Source organism: Paracoccus contaminans (genome assembly GCF_002105555.1).
GTDB classification, from domain to species: Bacteria; Pseudomonadota; Alphaproteobacteria; order Rhodobacterales; family Rhodobacteraceae; genus Paracoccus; species Paracoccus contaminans.
In genome coordinates, this window is record NZ_CP020612.1 from 2,355,599 (window position 1) to 2,373,589 (window position 17,991).

Here is a 17,991-nt window from a genome sequence, read left to right on the forward strand (position 1 = left end):
GGGGTGGAAAACCCCCGGTCCCGACCGCGCAACCGAAAGGCCGCCCGATGTTCAGCAAGATCCTGATCGCCAACCGCGGCGAGATCGCCTGCCGCGTCATCGACACCTGCCGCAGGCTGGGCGTGGGAACCGTCGCCGTCTATTCCGACGCCGACCGCGGCGCGCGCCATGTGGCCATGGCGGACGAAGCGGTGCATGTCGGCGGACCCGCGCCCCGCGACAGCTATCTGCGCGCCAGCGCCATCATCCGGGCGGCGCTGGACACGGGCGCCGAGGCGATCCACCCCGGCTATGGCTTCCTGTCGGAAAACCCCGATTTCGTGGACGCGGTGCATGCCGCGGGGCTGGTCTTCATCGGCCCCTCGGCCGCCGCAATCCGGGCCATGGGCCTCAAGGACGCGGCCAAGGTGCTGATGGAAAAGGCGGGTGTTCCCGTCGTTCCCGGCTATCACGGCGAGGATCAGGATCCCGCCCATCTGGCCGCGCAGGCGGACCGGATCGGCTATCCGGTCCTCATCAAGGCCGTCGCGGGCGGCGGCGGCAAGGGGATGCGCCTGGTCGATGCCCCGGCGGATTTCGCCGCAGCCCTTGCCAGCGCGCAGGGCGAGGCGCAGACCGCCTTCGGCAACCCCGCCGTGCTGGTCGAGAAATACGTCACCGCCCCCCGACATATCGAGGTTCAGGTCTTCGGCGACGGCCAGCGCGCCGTTCATCTGTTCGAACGCGATTGTTCGCTTCAGCGCCGCCACCAGAAGGTCATCGAGGAGGCCCCGGCCCCCGGCATGACCCCCCAGATGCGCGCCGCGATGGGCGCCGCCGCCGTCCGCGCCGCCGAGGCGATCGGTTACAGCGGCGCCGGCACCATCGAGTTCATCGTGGACGGCAGCCGCGGCCTGCGCCCCGACGGCTTCTGGTTCATGGAAATGAACACCCGCCTGCAGGTCGAACACCCTGTGACCGAGGCGATCACCGGCATCGACCTGGTCGAATGGCAGCTGCGCGTGGCGAGCGGAGAGCCGCTGCCCGCCCGGCAGGAGGATCTGTCGATCAACGGCCACGCCTTCGAGGCGCGGCTCTATGCCGAGGACGTGCCCGCGGGCTTTCTGCCCGCGACGGGGACGCTCGCGCATCTGCGCTTTGCGGACGGGGCGCGGGTTGAGACCGGCGTGCGGCAGGGCGACACCATCAGCCCCTGGTATGACCCGATGATCGCCAAGATCGTCACCCACGGCCCCACCCGCGCCATCGCCCTGCGGGCGCTGGAAGCGGCGCTGGTCGATACCGAGGTTGCGGGGACGGTCACCAACCTCGATTTCCTGATCGCGCTGACCCGCCATCCGGGGTTCCGCGCGGGCCAGGTGGACACGGGCCTGATCGGCCGCGATCTCGACGCGCTGATCGCGCAGTCGGAACCGCCGGTCGAAACCCGCGCGCTGGCGGCCTTGGGCGTCGCGGGGCTGCACGACCCGGATGTGCGCGGGGGCATCACCCTGTGGTCGCCCCTGCGCCGCACCGTGACATGGGAAGGCGGCGAGGCCGTCATCGAGGTGCTCGGCCCCGGCCGCGCCCGCGTGACGCTGGACGGCGCCGCCCATGAGGTCAGCCATCAGGGCGGCCGCTGGTGGGTGGACGGCGCGCCGCGCCGCTCGCGCATCGTCACGCACCCGGCGGGGGTGTCGGTCTTCGGCGGGCGCAGCGTGACGCTGCTGCCGCTCGACCCGCTGGACCGCGAGGCCGAGGCCGCGGGGGCTGCGCTGACGCTCTCGCCGATGCCCGGCCTCGTCAAGGCGGTGTTCGTCTCGGCCGGCCAGACCGTCGCGGCGGGCGACCGGCTGGCGATCCTTGAGGCGATGAAGATGGAACACACGCTGACTGCCGCCCGCGACGGCACCGTGGCCGAGGTGCTGGCCAGCGCCGGCGATCAGGTCGAGGCCGGCGCCCCGCTGATCCGGCTTGAGGAGGATGACGCATGACCGAACCCACCCCCACGAACGCCCTGCCCCCCGCCAGCGGCGGCCCGGTCAGGGGCGCGGGCGATCAGATCGTGCTGTGGCACGTGCCGCTGTCGCGCTCGATGCGCATCCTGTGGCTGCTGCATGAACTGGACGTGCCCTTTGCGCTGCGCGTCATGGACATGCGCGGCAAGGACATGCGTCAGGGCGAATATGCCGCGATCCACCCGGTCGGGCGCGCCCCCGCCCTGCAGGTGGACGGCAGCGTGATCCACGAATCGGGCGCGATGGTGGAATATCTGTGCGAAACGCGCGGCCCCGGCCTGTGGCGCGCGCCGGGATCGGACGGGCGGCTGGGCTGGCTCGACTGGCTGCATTTTGCCGAAACCATCGCCCAGCACATCGCCAATCTGACGCAGAGCCACCTGATGCTGCGCGATCCGGCCACGCGGTCGCTGACGGTGATGAAGCTGGAAACCGCCCGGCTCGCGCGCACGCTGCGGCTGGTGGAATCGACGGTCGAGCGGCAGGACTGGCTGATGGCCGACGGCTTTTCGGGCGTCGATTGCGCGGTCGGCTGGTCTGTCTGGACGGCCGCACGCTTTGTCCGCCTGACCCCGCCGCTGCAGGCCTATGCCGACCGCTGCGCGGCGCGCGAGGCGTTCCGCCGCGCCCTGCCCGATGAGGGACAGCCCATCCTTTACGAACGCGACTTCTATGAGCTGCCCGATGCCTGAGGTCGAGATCTTCGAGATGGGCCCGCGCGACGGGCTTCAGAACGAAAAGCGCCTGATCCCGGCCGCGGACAAGATCGCGCTGGTCGATCTGCTGTCGCGCGCCGGGTTCCGGCGGATCGAGGTGACCAGCTTCGTCAGCCCGAAATGGGTGCCGCAGATGGCCGATGCCGCCGAGGTGCTGGCAGGCATCGCCCGCGCCCCCGGCATCCGCTATGCCGCGCTGACGCCGAACCTCAAGGGCTATGAGGGCGCGCGCGCCGCGCGGGCGGATGAGGTGGCGGTATTCGCCAGCGCCTCCGAAGGGTTCAGCCGCGCCAACCTGAACGCCACCATCGACGAATCGATCGAGCGATTCGTCCCGGTCATGCAGGCGGCGCGCGCCGACGGCATCCCGGTGCGCGGCTATGTCAGCGTTGTCACCGATTGCCCCTTTGACGGGCCGACCCCCCCGGCGGCGGTCGCGCGCGTCGCTGCGCGGCTGCTGGCGCTGGGCTGCTATGAGATCAGCCTGGGCGACACGATCGGGCAGGGCCGCCCGGAAACGATCGACGCCATGCTGGCCGCGGTGCTTGACGAAGTGCCCGCAGACCGGCTGGCGGGGCATTACCACGACACGGCGGGACGGGCGCTGGCCAATATCGACGCCAGCCTGGCGCACGGGGTGCGGGTGTTCGATGCCGCGGTCGGGGGGCTGGGCGGCTGTCCCTATGCGCCGGGCGCGGCGGGCAATGTGGCGACCGAGGCTGTCGCCGCACATCTGGCCGGCCGGGGCCTTGGCACCGGCCTCGACATGGACATCATCGCGCAGGCCGCCGCGATGGCGCAAAAGCTGAGGGCAGGGGCATGAGCTATCAGACCATCCGCATCGACACCGATGCCCGCGGCGTGGCGACGCTGTGGCTGGCACGGGCGGACAAGCATAACGCCCTGTCGGCGCAGATGATCGGCGAGCTGACGCAGGCCGCCGCGCAGCTGGGCGCAGACCCGGCGGTGCGCGTCGTCGTTCTGGCGGCCGAGGGCAAGTCGTTCTGCGCCGGGGGCGATCTGGCCTGGATGCGGGAGCAGATGGCGGCGGATGCCGGAACCCGGCGCACGGGGGCGGCGGCGCTTGCGGTGATGCTGGGCGCGCTCAACGAACTGCCTAAGCCGTTGATCGGGCGCATCCACGGCAATGCCTTTGGCGGCGGCGTCGGGATGATGTCGGTCTGCGACGTGGCGGTGGGCGCGCGGGGCGCGTCCTTCGGTCTGACGGAAACGCGGCTGGGCCTGATCCCGGCGACCATCGGCCCCTATGTGCTGGCCCGCATGGGCGAGGGCAAGGCCCGGCGGGTGTTCATGTCGGCCCGCCTCCTTGACGCGGCCGAGGCGCAGGCGCTGGACCTGCTGGCCTATGCGGTGGACCCCGAGGATCTGGATGCCGCGATCGAGGACGAGATCGTCCCCTATCTGCAGACCGCCCCCGGTGCCGTGGCGGCCGCCAAGCGGCTGGCCCGCAGCCTCGGCCCGCGCATCGACCCCGAGACGGTCGCGCGCAGCATCGATGCGCTGATCGCCGTATGGGAAGGCGATGAGGCCCCCGAAGGGCTCGCCGCCTTCTTTGACCGGCGCAAGGCGCGCTGGCAGAGCTGACCGGATCGCGGCCCCGCCCGGCGCGCCGCCGGGGGGCGCGCCGCATCGCAAGACAGGCCCGCCGGCTGGCCGGGGCGGGTGCGTCTTTGGGGCAGGGCGAAGGGGGGCGCGCTGCCCTGCCCGCCGCTGCCTGCGGCGGGGGCAGGTGAAGGGGGCGCGGCACCGCGCCTGCGCACAGAACGGGGCGCGCTGCCGCAGCCCGGCGGGGCCGTGGCCCTGGCGGCCAAGGGCGCGGGCGGCCCCCGCTTGGCTTGCCGGGCCGGCTGTCTGCCCGGTTGCCTGCCGGCGCGCCTGCGCATCCCAGCCTTGCGCTGCAAGCAAGGCCGCTTCGCATCCAGCCGGCGTGACGGGCCGCCCGATCGCTGCTATCGCCGCAGGCGACATTCCCGGACACTGGATTTCCTCATGCTTGACCCCAAAACCCTCGCCGTGCTGGCGATGGCGCTTGGCGCCTTTGCCATCGGCACGTCGGAATTCGCGGCCATGGGGTTGCTGCCGTTCTTTGCCCGCGACCTCGGCATCAGCGAGCCCCAGGCGGGCCATGTTGTGTCGGCCTATGCCATCGGGGTGGTCATCGGCGCGCCGCTGACCTCGGTTCTGGGGGCAAGGCTGCCCCGGCGGCGCTATCTTGCGGCGCTGATCGCCTGGTTCGGGGTGATGAACCTTGCCGCCGCGGCCCTGCCGGGGCTGGCGGCGCTGACGGCGACGCGGTTTCTGGCCGGGCTGCCCCATGGCGGGTTCCTGGGGGTTGCGATGCTGATGGCCGCCGATGCGATGCCGCCCGAAAAGCGGGCGCGGGGAACCGCGCAGATCCTTCTGGGGCTGACGGTGGCGAACATCGCCGGCGTGCCCCTGGCCGGGGCGATGGGGCAGGGGATCGGCTGGCGCTGGGGCTTTGCCCTGCCCGGCGTTCTGGCCCTGCTGGCCGCGCTGTTGATCCTCAGGCTGGCGCCGCGTGGCAGGGGCCACAGCGGCGCCCGCCCGTTCAGCGAACTGGCCGCGCTGCGCAACCCGGCCGTGCTGCTGACCCTTGCCGTCGGCGCGATCGGCTTTGGGGGGATGTTCGCGGTCTATTCCTATCTGTCGGCGGCCATGCTGGCCACGGGCAGCCCGCCGTCCTGGGCGGTGCCGGTGGCGCTGTCGATGTTCGGCGTCGGCAGCACGATCAGCAGCATCGTCCTGGCGCGCCTGACCGAGCGGTGGGGGATCTTTCCCACCGCCCTGCGCTCGATGCTGTTCATGGCGGCCACGCAGGGCATCGCCTCGCTGGCGGTGGGCGACTGGCGGGCGATGATCGCCTCGGCCTTCCTGCTGGGCCTGGGATCGGGCATGGTCATCCCGTTGCAGTCGCGCCTGATGGATGTCGCGGGCGAGGCACAGTCCATGGCGGCCGCGATGAACCACGCGGCCTTCAACGCGGCCAATGCGCTGGGTCCGTGGCTGGCGGGGCTGGCGCTGTCCGCGGGCTGGGGCTGGCGATCCTCGGGGGTGGTCGGCATGGGGCTGTCATTCGCCGGAATCGCGGCGCTGCTGGCGGCCTGGGCGCATGCCCGCCGCACCAGCAGGTCAGCGCCGCTCGCCGAGATCTGCTAGGATCGCGCGGCGCGAGCCCGAGGCGAATTCCCGCCGCAGCGTCAGCGCCGTGACGATCACCGTGCCCGCCATCAGCCCCCAGGGGCCCAGCAGCCATCCCATCGCCCCCAGCGCGAAATAGACGGCCCGCAGCCCGATGTTGAAATTGCGCGCCGCGTGGATGTTCACCTCGGCCGCCGCCATGGCGCGGCGCAGGGCCTGCGGCGCGTCCGCATCATTGGGCACCGCGGCCATCATGATGGCGCAATAGCCGAACAGCCGGTGCGACCAGACGAACTTGAGAAAGGCATTCACGACAAAGCCCAGCACCAGCAGGATCCGCAGCCGCCACATCAGGGCGGGGATTTCCTGCGCGTCCAGATCGCGCGCGATGCCGGCCAGCGGCGCGGTGTTGCCGATCAGCGCCATCCCGCCCCCGATCGCGATCATGCAGGCCGAGGCATAGAACGAGGTCGCCTCGCGCAAGGTGGCCAGGATGTTGCTGTCAAAGATCCGCGCGTCGCGGTGGACGAACTGCACCATCCAGTCGCGGCGATATCGCTTCATCAGCACCGAGACCGACGGCAGGCGGGCGGGCGGGCGTTCGATCAGATGCGCGGTCAGGAAATAGACGATCATCAGCAGCGCCACCGCGACCAGGTCGGCAGCGGTCAGCGACATCGGCAGGTGCAGGGCGAGGGCGCTTCTCATGCCCTTTTGCATAGGGGCTTGGCCCCGCGCTGGCCAGACCGCTGATCGGGGCGGCGCTGTTCACGATGCGGGAAAAGCGCCTGTTGCGCATTTCCCTTTCGCCGCGCCTTGCTGCTAGTCTCGGGCCTCAGGTGAAAAGGACCGCTCATGCAGATGCCAGTTCCCGACGGGGCCATCCTGGCCCGGCGCGATGCCATCGTGGCGCAGTTGCGCGCCGCGGTGGGCGCGGGCACCGTGATCGACGATCCGGTCGAGGCGCGGGCCTATGAATGCGATGCGCTGTCGGCTTACCGATGCCCGCCGCTGGCGGTGGCGCTGCCCACCACGACCGAGGAAGTCGCCGCCATCCTGCGCCTGTGCCATGCCGAGCATGTGCCCGTCGTGCCGCGCGGGGCGGGGACCAGCCTTGCGGGCGGCTCGATGCCCACGGCCGATGCGGTGGTGCTGGGGCTCGCACGGATGAACGCGGTGCTGGACGTCAGTTACGGCGACCGCCAGATCACCGTGCAGGCCGGGCGCACCAACCTGTCGGTATCGGGCGCGGTGGACGAGGCGGGGTTCTTTTACGCGCCCGATCCGTCAAGCCAGCTGGCCTGCGCCATCGGCGGGAACATCGGCATGAACTCGGGCGGGGCGCATTGCCTGAAATACGGGGTGACGACCAACAACCTGCTGGGCGTGCGGATGGTGCTGATGGATGGCACCATCGTCGATCTGGGCGGCCCGATGGGCGAGGCGCCGGGGCTTGACCTGCTGGGCGTCGTCTGCGGGGCCGAAGGCCAGCTTGGCGTCGTGACCGAGGCGACGCTGCGCATCCTGCCGAAACCCGCGGGGGCGCGGCCCGTCCTGATCGCCTTTGACAGCAGCGAAACCGCCGGGGCCTGCGTCGCCGCGATCATCCGCGCCGGTGTCCTGCCCGTCGCGATCGAGTTCATGGACCGCCCCTGCATCGTCGCCACGGAAAACTTCGCCCGCCCCGGATACCCCGACTGCGAGGCGCTGCTGATCGTCGAGGTCGAGGGCACGCCCCCCGAGATCGACGAACAGCTGGCCGTGATCCGGGGCATCGCCGCGGGCTTTTCCCCGATCGAGTTCCGTGAAAGCCGGTCCGAGGACGAATCCCGCCGCATCTGGCTGGGCCGCAAGTCCGCCTTTGGCGCGATGGGGCAGATGGGCGATTACATGTGCCTTGACGGCACGATCCCGGTCAGCGCCCTGCCGCAGGTGCTGCGCCGCATCGGCGAGCTGTCTGCGGCCGCGGGCCTGCCCGTAGGCAACGTCTTTCACGCCGGCGACGGGAACATGCACCCGCTGATCATCTATGACGCCAACCGGCCCGGCGATCTGGAACGGGTCGAGGCGCTGGGCGCGGACATCCTGCGCCTGTGCGTTCAGGTCGGCGGCTGCCTGACCGGCGAACACGGCGTGGGCGTCGAAAAGCGCGACCTGATGCCGGCCCAGTTTTCGGATGCCGACATGGAGGCGCAGATGCGCGTCAAGGACGTGTTCGACCCGCGCTGGCTGCTGAACGCGGCCAAGGTGTTCCCGCTGCATGTCTCGGCCAGCCGCCGCGAGGGGGGCCGCAATGCGGCCTGAGTCGGAATCCGAGATCGCCGCGATCCTGCGCACGGCGCGCGCGCCGCTGACCATCATCGGCGGGGGCACGCGCAGCCGGCCGGCCAGCGGGGATGTGCTGTCCACCCGCGGGCTGACCGGGATCACCCTTTACGAACCCGCCGCCATGACGCTGATCGCCCGCGCCGGCACGCCCCTGGCCGAGATCGAGGCCGCGCTGGCCGCCGAGAACCAGCGCCTCGCCTTCGAGCCGCCCAACCGCGCCGATGCCTGGGCGGGCGGCGATCCGCGGGACGGCGAGGATGTCGCGCCGGGCGCCCGGCGCGAGGCCAGCACCATCGGCGGGGTCATCGCGGCCAACGCCTCGGGGCCGCGCCGCATCCAGTCGGGGGCGGCGCGCGATTCGCTGATCGGCCTGCGCTTCGTTGACGGGACGGGCGAGGTGATCGCCAATGGCGGGCGGGTGATGAAGAACGTCACCGGCTATGATCTCGTCAAGCTGATGGCGGGCAGCCGCGGCATGCTTGGGGTGCTGACCGAGGTCGCGCTCAGGACCGCGCCGGTGCCCCCGGCAAGCGTGACGCTGATGCTGCGCTGTCCTGCGCAAAGGGCGGTTCCGGCGATGACGGCGGCGCTGACCGGCCCCTGGGACATCAGCGGCGCAGGCTGGCTGCCCGATCTGGGCGTGGTGCTGCGGCTTGAGGGATTGCCCGGTTCGGTGGCGCTGCGGGCCCGGACACTGTCGGCGCGGCTGGAACCTTTCGGCGCCGCCGGCATGCTCGATGAGGCGGCGGCCGCCTGGCGGCGGCTGGGCGCATTGGCGGCGGGCTGGGGGCCGGGCGCCGAGGACATGGCCGAGGACATGGCCGAGGGCGCGGTCTGGCGCATCCTCTGCCGCCCCTCGCAGGTCGACGCGCTGCTGGCGGCGAATGGCGGGCATGAGCCGCTTGCGATGGACTGGGGCGGCGGGCTGGTGATCCTGCCCCTGCCCGCGGGCGCGCTGCCGGCCCTGCCGCCGCAGGCGCGGGCGCGGCGGTTGTCGGGTGCCATGATGGATCTGCCCCTGCCCGATCCCGTGACGGCCCGCCTGAACGAGGGCCTGCGCGCCCGGTTCGACCCGCGCGGCATCCTTGCAGGGGCGATCTGAGATGCAGACGAACTTTACCGCCGAACAGCTGGCCGACCCGGCCATCGCCACCGCCAACAAGATCCTGCGGACCTGCGTGCACTGCGGTTTCTGCACCGCGACCTGCCCGACCTATCAGGTGCTGGGGGACGAGCTCGACAGCCCGCGGGGCCGCATCTATCTGATCAAGGACATGCTGGAATCGGGGCGGCCTGCGGACGAAAAGACCGCGCTGCATGTCGATCGCTGCCTGTCCTGCCTGGCCTGCATGACGACCTGCCCCTCGGGCGTCGATTACATGCATCTGATCGACCATGCCCGCGTCCATGTCGAACGGACATATCGCCGCCCCTGGCGCGAGCGGATGTTGCGCAGCCTGCTGGCGGCGGTGCTGCCTTATCCGGGCCGGTTCCGGCTGGCGCTGCTGGGGGCACGGAGGGCGCGGCCCTTTGCGCGGCTGCTGCCCGACAGGCGGCTGCGCGCCATGGTGGCGATGGCGCCGGCCCGCATCGCAGGGCCGTCCCGCGATGATCTGGGCGCGGTCCATGCCCCCATCGGCCCCCGCCGCGCACGGGTCGCGCTGTTGACCGGTTGTGCGCAGAAGGCGCTGGATGCCGACATCAACGACGCGACGATCCGCCTGCTGCGCCGGGCGGGGTGCGAGGTGGTCATTCCGGCGAACCTCGGCTGCTGCGGCGCGCTTACCCACCACATGGGGCGCGAGGAGCAGGCGATGGCCACCGCCCGCGCCGCGATCCGCGCCTTTCTGGACGTTGACGCGGCCGGACCGCTGGACGCGATCATCATCAATGCCTCGGGCTGCGGCACCACGGTCAAGGATTATGGCTGGATGTTCGCCCATGACCCGGAAAGGGCAGGGGCCGAGCGGGTGGCGGGCCTTGCCCGCGACGTGACCGAGTTCCTGGCCGAACGCGGCCTGCCGCCAGTCACCCGCCCCGGCGGCGCGGGCGATGCAGGCGCCCCGTCCCCGGCTCCGGGCGCGGCGCGCGGCATAGCAGGCGGCGCGGCGGGGGGGATGCGCGTGGCCTATCACGCCGCCTGTTCGCTCCAGCATGGCCAGCGGATCGTCGCCGCGCCCAGGGATCTGCTGGCCCAGGCGGGGTTCCAGGTCGTCACGCCCGCCGACAGCCATCTGTGCTGCGGCTCGGCCGGCACCTACAACCTGCTGCAACCCGAACTGTCCGGGGCGCTGCGCGATCGCAAGGTCCGCAGCATCGAGGCGCTGGCCCCTCAGGTCGTGGCGGCGGGCAATATCGGCTGCATGATGCAGATCGGCTCGGGCACCGCTGTTCCCGTTGTTCACACGGTCCAGCTGCTGGACTGGGCGACTGGCGGGCCGCAGCCGCCGTCGCTGGCCGGCGGCGCGGCCTGAGCCGGGGGGCTGTCTGCCCCCCGCGCCCCCCGAGGATATTTCGGGCCGCCCGAGGGCCGCGGCGGTCTTGAAACCCGCGCAGGCAGGCCCACATCCTTGGCTGTCGGGCGGCCATCTGGCGTCCGGCGCAACCGCCCGCCCGATTTCCGGGGGGCACCACATCGCATCGCTTGAAAAGGATGGATCATGCGTAACATGGATCTGGCCCCGCTCTATCGTGCCTCGGTCGGTTTTGACCGGATGGCCGACCTGATGGACCGCGCGCTGACCGCCGAGGTCGCCGCCCCCACCTATCCGCCCTACAATATCGAGAAGACCGGCGAGAACGCCTATCGCATCTCGATCGCCGTCGCGGGATTTGCCGCGGATGATCTGTCGGTCGAAATGCGTGACGGCGCGGTGATCGTGTCGGCCCGCAAGGCCGAGGAAGACGCTGGCCGCACCTATCTGCATCGCGGCATCGCCACCCGCGCGTTCGAGCGCAAGTTCACCCTGGCCGACCATGTCCGCGTTGAAGGGGCAAGCCATGTCGACGGAATGCTGCATATCGACCTGCTGCGCGAGGTGCCCGAGGCGCTGAAGCCGCGCAAGATCGCCATTTCGCGCAGCGCGCCCGCGACCATCGACGCCAATGCCGGGGCCGAGACGGCCAAGCTCAACTCGTGATCGCATTGCAAACTGCGTAATGCGCCGGGGCGCGGATCTTCGGGTCCGCGCCTTTTTCGTGGCTTGCCGGCCCTGCCGGGGCACGGCCGGGGGCAGGGCCTCAGCCTCGGTCCAGCCCGACGCGGCGCCCCACCTGCGGGGGCATCGGCAAACCGGCATGATCGGCGACCGCCTGTGCCAGCCGGGCCGCCGTCGCCTCGGGCCAGGGCGCAACGCGGCGGATGCGCAGATCGACATGCAGCAGCAGGTTTTCGGTCACCGCCGCGGTCCAGCCGCCCGATGCGTGATCCATTGTCTGGACATAGTGCAGCCGCTTGGCATCGCAGGCGATCAGCCGCGAGCGGACGATCACCGCGTCGCCGGCATGCAGCTCGCGCAGATAATGGACCTGCGCCTGGGCGGTGAACACCGATGATCCGCTGTCCCTGGCCGTTTGCGCCCCCAGGCCCAGGGATGCCAGCATCACGTCCAGCCCGCTGTCGAACAGCACGTGATAATAGGCCATGTTCAGATGGCCGTTGTAATCCGTCCATTCCCCGCGCACGGCCAGCGGCGGCGAGGTGAACGGCGCGCTCACAGCGCCCGCCTTGCGCGCAGCGCGGCGCCGATCGTGCCGTCGTCGAGATAGTCCAGCTCGCCGCCGATCGGCACGCCTTGGGCAAGGCCGGTGACAGCGACACCGGTGGGGACCAGCGCCTCGGCGATGTAATGGGCGGTCGTCTGCCCCTCGATGGTGGCATTCAGCGCCAGGATCACCTCGGACAGGCTTTCAGCCTCGACGCGCGCGAGCAGGCGGGGGATGCCCAGCTCGTCCGGGCCGATCTCGTCCAGCGCCGAAAGGGTGCCGCCCAGGACATGATAGCGGCCCTTGAAGACGCGGGCGCGTTCGAGCGCCCACAGGTCGGCCACATCCTCGACCACGCACAGCTCGCCCGTGGCGCGGGCAGGATCGGCGCAGATCGGGCAAAGCTCGCTTTCCGAGATGTTCCCGCAGCGGATGCAGGCGCACGAGCGGTCGGCCACATCGGCCATCAGGGCGGCAAGCTGCGCCATCTGGCCCGTCCGGCGCCGGATCAGCGCCAGAACCACCCGCCGCGCCGACCGCGGGCCCAGGCCCGGCAGGCGGGCGATCTGGGCGATCAGGGCCTGGATGGCGTCGCTGCCCTCGGCCATGAATCAGAACGGCAGCTTCATGCCGGGGGGCAGGCCCATGTCCTCGGCCATGCGCTGCGCCTCGGACTGGGCGCGTTCGGTGGCGCGGCCCTGGGCATCCTTGACCGCGGCAAGGATCAGATCCTCGACCACCTGCTTTTCCGAGGGAACGAAGATCGAGGGGTCGATCTCGATGCCGGTCAGATCGCCCTTGGCATTGGCGGTCACGCGGACCAGCCCGGCGCCCGCCTCTCCCGTCACGCTCAGACCTTCGAGGGATTTCTGGAATTCCTCGACGCGGCCCTGCATGTCGCGCGCCGCGCTCATCATCTTGGTCAGATCGCCGATGCCTGCCATGCCGCCAAAGGGGTTCTTCATGCCTGCTTACTCCTCATCCTCGAAGGGGTCCCATTCCTCGGCCTCGGCAAGGCCGCCCTGGGCGGTGGCGTGCGGATCGGCGTCCTGATCCTCGGGCGCGGGGGGCGGTGTCTCGTCGCGGATGGCCGCTATGCGGGCCGAGGGCGCGGCTGCCATGATCGCGGCAATCACGGGGTTTTCCATCGCCCTGCGCTCGGCCTCGGCGCGGGCGGCGGCGCGGGTTTCGGCGATGGTCGCCGCGCCGCCCTGATCGACGACCGAGATCGCCCAGCGCGCCCCCCCGGTCCAGCCGCGCAGCCGTTCGCCCAGCCGCTGGGCCAGATCGCGCGGGGCGTCCGGGGTGGGCTGAAACTCGATCCGGCCGGGCTGATAGCGCACCAGCCGCAGGTGATCCTCGACTTGCGTCAGCAGGATCATGTCGCGCATCCGGCGGATGAGGGCGACGACGGAATCAAAGTCGGCATAGGCGGCCAGCGCGTCGGCGGCCCGCTGCGGCTCGGGCGCGGCGGCGATGGCGGCGGCCGTCGCCCCGCCGCGGCGCATCGCGGGGGGCGGGGCCGCGTTCATGCGGGGGGCATGGACCGCGCCCCGGGGCGCGCCGGCGGCGGGACGGGCGAACTCTCCGGCGGTCTGACCGGCCTGGATGCGGCGGATCAGCGCCTCGGGGTCGGGCAGGTCGGCCACATGGGTCAGGCGGATGACGGCCATCTCAGCCGCCATCATGGCGTTGGGGGCGGCCGACACCTCCTCCAGCGCCTTGAGAAGCATCTGCCACAGCCGTGTCAGCGCCCGCATGGGCACCTGCCCGGCCATGTCGCGGCCGCGGCGGCGTTCGTCAGGGCCGATGGTGGGATCTTCGGCCGCGTCGGGGGTGATCTTGACCAGGCTGACCCAGTGCGTGATCTCGGCCAGATCGCGCAGCACGGCCAGCGGATCGGCGCCGGCGGCATATTGCGATTGCAGCTCGGCCAGCGCCTCGGCCGCGGCGCCGCGCAAGATCATGTCGAACAGGTCCAGCACCCGGCCGCGATCGGCCAGCCCCAGCATCGCGCGGACCTGCGGGGCAGTGGTTTCACCCGCGCCATGGCTGATCGCCTGGTCCAGAAGGCTGGTTGCGTCCCGCGCCGATCCTTCGGCCGCGCGGGTGATGAGGGCCAGGGCATCCTCGGTGATCTGCGCCCCTTCGGCCGCCGCGATGCGGCGCAGCAGCGTCATCATCACCTCGGGTTCGATCCGGCGCAGGTCGAATCGCTGGCAGCGGCTGAGGACGGTGACCGGCACCTTGCGGATTTCCGTGGTGGCGAAGATGAACTTGACGTGCGGGGGCGGTTCCTCAAGCGTCTTGAGCAGCGCGTTGAAGGCCGAGGTGGACAGCATGTGCACCTCGTCGATGATATAGATCTTGTAGCGCGCCGATGCCGCCCGATAGTGCACGGATTCGATGATCTCGCGGATGTCGTTCACGCCGGTGCGGCTGGCCGCATCCATTTCCAGCACGTCGACATGCCGCCCCTCGGCGATGGCCACGCAATGTTCGCATAGGCCGCAGGGGCTGGTCGTGGGCCCGCCCGTCCCGTCAGGGCCGATGCAGTTCATGCCCTTGGCGATGATGCGCGCGGTGGTCGTCTTGCCGGTGCCGCGGATGCCGGTCATGATGAAGGCCTGCGCGATCCGCTCGGCCTCGAACGCATTGCGCAGCGTGCGGACCATGGCGTCCTGTCCGACCAGATCGGAGAAGGTCTCGGGCCGGTATTTCCGGGCGAGCACCTGATAGGCGGGTTGGTCGGTCATTCGTCCCTCATCTGACCTTGCGGAATGTAGGTTGCCCGATGGGCAAGGGCAACCGGAGCGGCGGGGCCGGAGCCTCCGGCGGGGATATTTGGGGACCGAAGATATTGGCTTTGCAGGCCGCCATCGCCACAGTGCGCCCGTCTGGCCAGAAGGGGTGCGGGGATGGAGATGGCGTTTGCGGGCGGCGGTCTGGACCGGGCCGCGCATCTGCGCGCGGGGGACGGCTGGCAAGGCGAGGCGCTGGTTCTGCCGGTCTGGCGGGGCAGGGTCTGCGCGCGGGGCGAGGGGCTGGTGCGGCTGGAGCCAGGCCATCCTGCGCTGTCGGACGGGGCGCCGCTGGTGCTGCTGGGCCTGGATGGCGGGCAGGCGATCGCCGCGCAGGACATTTCCGTCTGGGCGCCTGCATCGCTGTCGGAACAGGCCTTGTTCTTTGATCCTGGCGAGCAGGTCCACCCGTTGATCGCCGATGCGCGGTTTGTCGAGCTGCGCGGCATCATGGCGCGGCTTGCGCCCCTGGATGCCGAACTGGCGGCCAGCGCGCGGGCGCTGACCGGCTGGCACGCCAGCCACCGTTTCTGCGCCGCCTGCGGCCATCCATCCGAGCCGCGGCTGTCGGGCTGGCAGCGCGCCTGCCCGTCCTGCAGCACCGTCCATTTCCCGCGCACCGATCCGGTGGTCATCATGCTGGTGGCGCGGGGCGGCCGCATCCTGCTTGGCCGTTCGCATGGCTGGCCCGATGGGATGTATTCCTGCCTTGCGGGCTTCATCGAGCCGGGTGAGACGATCGAGGCTGCGGTCCGCCGCGAGGTCGCCGAGGAAACCGGCGTGACGGTCGGCGCGGTCCGCTATGCCGCCAGCCAGCCTTGGCCGTTTCCCGCATCGCTGATGCTGGGGATGGTGGCCGAGGCGGAAAGCGAGGCGATCACGCTTGATCCGGCCGAGCTTGAGGATGCCCTGTGGTTGGCGCGGGACGAGGTGGAGCGGGTGATGGCAGGCACCCATCCCCGCATCCGGGCGCCGCGTGAGGGCGCGATTGCCCGCTGGCTGCTGGCGCGCTGGATCGAGGGCATTTGAATCATCGCGCGAGGGCGCGGAAGGCGGGCGTTAACCGCTGCCCGGCTAATCGGCATGGATTGCAATGAGGAGGATGCAACATGCTGATTCGACTGCTCTGCTTGGGCGTTGTGGCCGCCACCGCGGGCTGCGCCACCATCACCCGCGGATCAAACGACGTGCTGGTCGTGAACTCGACCCCAGGCGCCGCCCAGGTCAAGATGAGCGATGGGCAGACCTGCACGGGCACGCCCTGCACCTTCAAGGTGCCGCGCAAGTCCGAACTGAACGTGCTGGTGACCAAGGAGGGCTGCAAGCCCCAGCAGGTGCGCGTGACCAACCGCGTGGCCAGCGGCGGCGGCGCGGCCATGGCGGGCAACATCATCGCCGGCGGCGTGATCGGTGCTGCGGTGGATGCGGGCAGCGGCGCGATGCTGGAACTGGTGCCCAATCCGCTGAACGTCGCGCTGGAATGCCGCCGCTGATCGCGCGGACCCTGCGCCAGGGCATGGGGAGCGAAAGAGGGAGGGGAGGGTGAGAGGCTGGACAGCGACCCAGACGGGGATCGTTACGGCTGCTTCCTTCCGGACCTGACCGGGTTGGCGAGGCGCCTGCCCGCGCCAACCTCTCGCGGCGACAGATAAACCGGCCGGATGGGGGATGCAAGGGCGGGCGGACTGTCGCCGCCCGCGCCGATCCTGTCTGGTTGGTCAGCTTGCGCTGTCAGGGTGCGGCGGCTAAGAGGCCCCCGGTTTCAAGATCGGGATGTCGAACGATGAGGTTCTCGGTCCGCCAGGACACCGCACTGCCGGCGGACGCGCTGTTCACCGCGCTCAGCGACTTCTACCGGATCGAACGGATGCTCGTGCGGCGGGGGGCGGATGTGCGCCGCGTTGATCCCGCGCATGAAACGGGCGCCGGCATGGCCTGGGACGTGGCCTTCGACCTGCGCGGCCGGCGGCGCGATCTGCGCCTGACGGTCACGCAGTTCGACCCGCCCGAGAAGATGATCCTGCACGGCCGGGGCGAGGCGGTTGATCTGGCCGTCACGGTTACGGTGATCGCCCTGACGCGTTTCAAGTCGCGCATGATTTTCGAGGCCGAGGTGAAGGCCCGCAACATGCGGGCCAGGCTGGTGCTGCAGACCGCAAGGCTGGGCAAGGCGCAGCTGGATCGCAAGTTCGCCGAACGCGTCGGCGCCTTCCTGAACGATCTGTCCGCCCGGCGCGGCTGAGGACGGGAATCCGCCCGCAGGCAAGCCGCGTCAGCCCGAGCGCAGCGGATCGGCCGGATAGACGCCCAGGATCGTCAGCGCGCTGGTGAAATAGCGCAGCTCGTCCAGCGCGCGTGCCAGCGCCGGATCGTCGGGATGGCCCTCGACATCGGCATAGAACTGCGTGGCCGTGAACACCCCGTCCACCATGTAGCTTTCCAGCTTGGTCATGTTCACGCCATTGGTGGCGAAGCCGCCCATCGCCTTGTAGAGCGCGGCCGGAATGTTGCGCACGCGAAAGACAAAGCTGGTCAGCATGTCGGGCCGGCCGGCCCGGTTGGGCCGCCGCGCATGGTCCGCCGCGCGCGACATGACCAGGAACCGCGTCGTGTTGTTCTGCCGGTCCTCGATCTGGTCGGCCAGCCGTTCCAGCCCGTAGATCTCGCCCGCCAGCGGGCTTGCAAGGGCGGCGCGGTGCCGTTCGCCGGCGCGGGCGACCAGCATCGCGCTGCCGGCGGTATCGGCGCCGGTGACGGTGCGGATGCCGTGCGCCTTCAGAAAGCCGCGGCACTGGCCCAGCAGGACAGCATGGCTCATCGCCTCGGTCACGTCACCGATGCTGGCGCCGGGCACCCCCAGCAGGCTGATATGCACGCGCACGAAGGTTTCGCCGATGATATGCAGGCCGGATTCGGGCAGCAGGTGATGGATGTCGGCGACGCGCCCATAGGTCGAGTTCTCGACCGGCAGCATCGCCAGGTCTGCGGCGCCCGACCGGCAGGCCTCGATCGTGTCCTCGAAGGTGGGGCAGGGCAGCGCCTCGGCCTGCGGGTCCCACTGCCGGCATGCCTGGTGCGAATAGGCTCCCGGCTCGCCCTGAAAGGAAATGCGGGCGGCCAAGGCTGCGGTCGGATGGTCGGGCATCATCATTCTTTCGTCGCCGGCGGGGTCGGTCCTGCGGGGCCGCGCCCAACTATACCTTGAACCGGCAAAGTGAAAGCGGATACATAGCGCCCAGACAAAGCTGGGCCGCAAGGGATTTC

The 17,991-nt window shown here is 70.7% G+C and carries 18 protein-coding genes and 1 other RNA gene; 12 read left to right on the forward strand and 7 right to left on the reverse strand.

What is annotated here, in order from left to right:
• Nucleotides 1-47: 47 nt before the first annotated feature.
• The 5 genes from B0A89_RS11215 (at nt 48) to B0A89_RS11235 (ending at nt 5,911) form a co-directional block, all read left to right on the forward strand.
• Complete coding sequence (locus tag B0A89_RS11215) at nt 48-1,973, forward strand: ATP-binding protein (RefSeq protein WP_085378226.1); 1,926 nt, start codon at nt 48-50, stop codon at nt 1,971-1,973.
• A complete protein-coding gene (locus B0A89_RS11220; RefSeq protein ID WP_085378227.1) occupies nt 1,970-2,689 on the forward strand; it encodes a glutathione S-transferase family protein in 720 nt (239 codons plus the stop codon). The genes B0A89_RS11215 and B0A89_RS11220 overlap by 4 nt, the downstream gene beginning before the upstream one ends.
• The gene (locus tag B0A89_RS11225) at nt 2,682-3,536 is read left to right on the forward strand and encodes a hydroxymethylglutaryl-CoA lyase (RefSeq protein WP_085378902.1); all 855 of its coding nucleotides are present in this window, start codon (nt 2,682-2,684) and stop codon (nt 3,534-3,536) included. Before B0A89_RS11220 ends, B0A89_RS11225 begins: the two co-directional genes overlap by 8 nt.
• On the forward strand, nt 3,533-4,318 hold the full coding sequence (locus B0A89_RS11230; protein WP_085378228.1) for a crotonase/enoyl-CoA hydratase family protein: 786 nt from the start codon (nt 3,533-3,535) through the stop codon (nt 4,316-4,318). Before B0A89_RS11225 ends, B0A89_RS11230 begins: the two co-directional genes overlap by 4 nt.
• A gap of 405 nt (nt 4,319-4,723) precedes the next feature.
• The gene (locus B0A89_RS11235) at nt 4,724-5,911 is read left to right on the forward strand and encodes an MFS transporter (RefSeq protein ID WP_085378229.1); all 1,188 of its coding nucleotides are present in this window, start codon (nt 4,724-4,726) and stop codon (nt 5,909-5,911) included.
• Here the strand turns inward: B0A89_RS11235 and B0A89_RS11240 are convergent.
• Complete coding sequence (locus tag B0A89_RS11240) at nt 5,885-6,601, reverse strand: DUF599 domain-containing protein (protein WP_085378230.1); 717 nt, start codon at nt 6,599-6,601, stop codon at nt 5,885-5,887. The two genes, B0A89_RS11235 and B0A89_RS11240, sit on opposite strands and share 27 nt — an antisense overlap.
• A 147-nt stretch (nt 6,602-6,748) precedes the next feature.
• On the opposite strand from B0A89_RS11240, the gene B0A89_RS11245 reads away from it, so the two are divergent.
• The 4 genes from B0A89_RS11245 (at nt 6,749) to B0A89_RS11260 (ending at nt 11,361) form a co-directional block, all read left to right on the forward strand.
• A complete protein-coding gene (locus tag B0A89_RS11245) occupies nt 6,749-8,197 on the forward strand; it encodes an FAD-linked oxidase C-terminal domain-containing protein (RefSeq protein ID WP_085378231.1) in 1,449 nt (482 codons plus the stop codon).
• A complete protein-coding gene (locus B0A89_RS11250) occupies nt 8,187-9,323 on the forward strand; it encodes an FAD-binding protein (RefSeq protein WP_085378232.1) in 1,137 nt (378 codons plus the stop codon). Before B0A89_RS11245 ends, B0A89_RS11250 begins: the two co-directional genes overlap by 11 nt.
• A 1-nt stretch (nt 9,324) precedes the next feature.
• On the forward strand, nt 9,325-10,695 hold the full coding sequence (glcF, locus tag B0A89_RS11255) for a glycolate oxidase subunit GlcF (RefSeq protein WP_085378233.1): 1,371 nt from the start codon (nt 9,325-9,327) through the stop codon (nt 10,693-10,695).
• Between the two features lie 186 nt (nt 10,696-10,881).
• Nucleotides 10,882-11,361 carry an Hsp20 family protein gene (locus B0A89_RS11260; RefSeq protein ID WP_085378234.1) on the forward strand — a complete coding sequence of 160 codons (480 nt, stop codon included), beginning with the start codon at nt 10,882-10,884 and terminating at the stop codon, nt 11,359-11,361.
• A gap of 100 nt (nt 11,362-11,461) precedes the next feature.
• Here the strand turns inward: B0A89_RS11260 and B0A89_RS11265 are convergent, their stop codons facing one another.
• The 4 genes from B0A89_RS11265 to B0A89_RS11280 are packed head-to-tail and all read right to left on the reverse strand — an operon-like array spanning nt 11,462 to nt 14,682.
• Nucleotides 11,462-11,938, reverse strand: a complete 477-nt coding sequence (locus B0A89_RS11265; protein ID WP_240558534.1) for a thioesterase family protein — start codon at nt 11,936-11,938, stop codon at nt 11,462-11,464.
• Nucleotides 11,935-12,534 carry a recombination mediator RecR gene (recR, locus tag B0A89_RS11270; protein ID WP_085378235.1) on the reverse strand — a complete coding sequence of 200 codons (600 nt, stop codon included), beginning with the start codon at nt 12,532-12,534 and terminating at the stop codon, nt 11,935-11,937. The genes B0A89_RS11265 and recR overlap by 4 nt, the downstream gene beginning before the upstream one ends.
• Before the next feature lie 3 nt (nt 12,535-12,537).
• Entirely contained in the window at nt 12,538-12,891 is a 354-nt protein-coding gene (locus tag B0A89_RS11275; protein WP_085378236.1) for a YbaB/EbfC family nucleoid-associated protein, read from the reverse strand.
• 6 nt (nt 12,892-12,897) lie between these two features.
• Complete coding sequence (locus tag B0A89_RS11280; protein ID WP_085378237.1) at nt 12,898-14,682, reverse strand: DNA polymerase III subunit gamma/tau; 1,785 nt, start codon at nt 14,680-14,682, stop codon at nt 12,898-12,900.
• Between the two features lie 162 nt (nt 14,683-14,844).
• Between B0A89_RS11280 and nudC the strand changes: the two genes are divergently transcribed.
• A complete protein-coding gene (gene nudC, locus B0A89_RS11285; RefSeq protein ID WP_085378238.1) occupies nt 14,845-15,756 on the forward strand; it encodes an NAD(+) diphosphatase in 912 nt (303 codons plus the stop codon).
• An 80-nt stretch (nt 15,757-15,836) separates the two neighbouring features.
• Nucleotides 15,837-16,220, forward strand: coding sequence for a translation initiation factor 2 (locus B0A89_RS11290; protein WP_085378239.1), 384 nt, complete (start codon nt 15,837-15,839; stop codon nt 16,218-16,220).
• 48 nt (nt 16,221-16,268) lie between these two features.
• Here B0A89_RS11290 and ffs read toward each other — a convergent pair.
• An RNA gene (ffs, locus tag B0A89_RS11295) (signal recognition particle sRNA small type) lies at nt 16,269-16,365 on the reverse strand.
• A gap of 145 nt (nt 16,366-16,510) precedes the next feature.
• On the opposite strand from ffs, the gene B0A89_RS11300 reads away from it, so the two are divergent.
• Nucleotides 16,511-16,969, forward strand: a complete 459-nt coding sequence (locus B0A89_RS11300) for a hypothetical protein (RefSeq protein WP_085378240.1) — start codon at nt 16,511-16,513, stop codon at nt 16,967-16,969.
• A gap of 30 nt (nt 16,970-16,999) precedes the next feature.
• On the opposite strand, the gene B0A89_RS11305 is transcribed toward B0A89_RS11300, so the two are convergent.
• Nucleotides 17,000-17,878, reverse strand: coding sequence for a prephenate dehydratase (locus B0A89_RS11305; protein ID WP_240558535.1), 879 nt, complete (start codon nt 17,876-17,878; stop codon nt 17,000-17,002).
• Between the last annotated feature and the right edge of the window lie 113 nt (nt 17,879-17,991).

Coding starts and splice junctions, on each gene's coding strand:
- B0A89_RS11215 (WP_085378226.1), top strand. CDS start 48: ATGTTCAGCAAGATCCTGATCGCCAACCGCGGCGAGATCGCCTGCCGC.
- B0A89_RS11220 (WP_085378227.1), top strand. CDS start 1,970: ATGACCGAACCCACCCCCACGAACGCCCTGCCCCCCGCCAGCGGCGGC.
- B0A89_RS11225 (WP_085378902.1), top strand. CDS start 2,682: ATGCCTGAGGTCGAGATCTTCGAGATGGGCCCGCGCGACGGGCTTCAG.
- B0A89_RS11230 (WP_085378228.1), top strand. CDS start 3,533: ATGAGCTATCAGACCATCCGCATCGACACCGATGCCCGCGGCGTGGCG.
- B0A89_RS11235 (WP_085378229.1), top strand. CDS start 4,724: ATGCTTGACCCCAAAACCCTCGCCGTGCTGGCGATGGCGCTTGGCGCC.
- B0A89_RS11240 (WP_085378230.1), bottom strand. CDS start 6,601: ATGAGAAGCGCCCTCGCCCTGCACCTGCCGATGTCGCTGACCGCTGCC.
- B0A89_RS11245 (WP_085378231.1), top strand. CDS start 6,749: ATGCAGATGCCAGTTCCCGACGGGGCCATCCTGGCCCGGCGCGATGCC.
- B0A89_RS11250 (WP_085378232.1), top strand. CDS start 8,187: ATGCGGCCTGAGTCGGAATCCGAGATCGCCGCGATCCTGCGCACGGCG.
- glcF (WP_085378233.1), top strand. CDS start 9,325: ATGCAGACGAACTTTACCGCCGAACAGCTGGCCGACCCGGCCATCGCC.
- B0A89_RS11260 (WP_085378234.1), top strand. CDS start 10,882: ATGCGTAACATGGATCTGGCCCCGCTCTATCGTGCCTCGGTCGGTTTT.
- recR (WP_085378235.1), bottom strand. CDS start 12,534: ATGGCCGAGGGCAGCGACGCCATCCAGGCCCTGATCGCCCAGATCGCC.
- B0A89_RS11275 (WP_085378236.1), bottom strand. CDS start 12,891: ATGAAGAACCCCTTTGGCGGCATGGCAGGCATCGGCGATCTGACCAAG.
- B0A89_RS11280 (WP_085378237.1), bottom strand. CDS start 14,682: ATGACCGACCAACCCGCCTATCAGGTGCTCGCCCGGAAATACCGGCCC.
- nudC (WP_085378238.1), top strand. CDS start 14,845: ATGGAGATGGCGTTTGCGGGCGGCGGTCTGGACCGGGCCGCGCATCTG.
- B0A89_RS11290 (WP_085378239.1), top strand. CDS start 15,837: ATGCTGATTCGACTGCTCTGCTTGGGCGTTGTGGCCGCCACCGCGGGC.
- B0A89_RS11300 (WP_085378240.1), top strand. CDS start 16,511: ATGAGGTTCTCGGTCCGCCAGGACACCGCACTGCCGGCGGACGCGCTG.
- B0A89_RS11305 (WP_240558535.1), bottom strand. CDS start 17,878: ATGATGATGCCCGACCATCCGACCGCAGCCTTGGCCGCCCGCATTTCC.